Genomic DNA, 1,070 nt, shown 5'->3' on the forward strand with positions numbered 1-1,070 from the left:
AAAGACGATTTACGGCCAGCAGGAAGGCGCAGAAGTCGGTTACAACCCGCATAAACCGGGACGCCCGTCGCACACCTACCACACTTATATGATCGCCAACCTGCGCTTGATTCTGGATGTGGAAGTCCGGAGCGGCAAACAAGTCGCGTCCAAGCACAGTGCCCCCGGGTTATGGGCATTACTGGAACGCCTGCCGCGTGAGCACTGGCCGGCGTTGATCCGAGGCGACCGCGACTGGGGCACCGAAGCCAATATGCGTGAGGCAGAACAGAGAGGCGTACCGTATTTGTTCAAACTGCGCCTGACCAAAGGTACGCGGACCCTCGTCGACCGGCTCATGCGCGGCTACGACTGGATAGACGCAGGCCAAGGTTGGCAAGGGGCCGAATCGACCTTGCGTCTCACCGGCTGGAGCCGGAACCGGCGCGCCATCGTCTTACGTCGGCGTATCAAAAAAGACTTGGCGGTGATGAGCCGAGCGCAAGACGGCCCCGAACAACTCAGCTTTGCCGAGTTGAGCGATCAGGTGGATGTCTACGAATACAGTGTATTGATCACGTCACTGGCTCACGAAATCCGCAGCATCGCCCAGCTGTACCGAGACCGCGCCGATGCCGAGAACAACTTCGACGAATTGAAAAATCACTGGGGCTGGGGTGGCTTTACCACCCAAGATTTGAAGCGTTGCCGCACGATGGCCAGAATCACCGCACTGATTTATAACTGGTGGAGCTTGTTCGTTCGATTGGCCAATCCGGATCAACATACCGAGGCCATCACCAGTCGCCCGTTGATGCTGTATGCGATCGGCAAACAGACGCGTCATGCCGGTCAAAACCGCTTGACCATCAGCAGCACGCACGCCGAAGCTGAAAAAGTCGAACAACACTATCGCAGGATTGCCGCGTTCTTCAGAGAGCTTCGGTCAACTGCGGAGCAGTTGACAGCGATCCAGCGCTGGTACCGAATCTTGAGTTTAGCGCTGGTTAAGTATCTCAAGGGGCGTCAATTGCAGTCGCCGGAATGCCTGTCAGCGCCTGCTTAGTGGATTCAACCGCTCTTTTTAGGTT

1 protein-coding gene is annotated in these 1,070 nt (G+C 56.8%); it reads left to right on the plus strand.

Features of this window, described 5'->3' with window-relative positions; genetic code table 11:
- Nucleotides 1-7: 7 nt before the first annotated feature.
- The gene (locus tag Q7V32_RS02610) at nucleotides 8-1,045 is read left to right on the plus strand and encodes a transposase (protein ID WP_304895436.1); all 1,038 of its coding nucleotides are present in this window, start codon (nucleotides 8-10) and stop codon (nucleotides 1,043-1,045) included.
- Nucleotides 1,046-1,070 lie beyond the last annotated feature (25 nt).

Origin of the sequence: Methylicorpusculum sp. (assembly GCF_030651835.1) — a bacterium.
Taxonomy (GTDB): Bacteria; Pseudomonadota; Gammaproteobacteria; order Methylococcales; family Methylomonadaceae; genus Methylicorpusculum.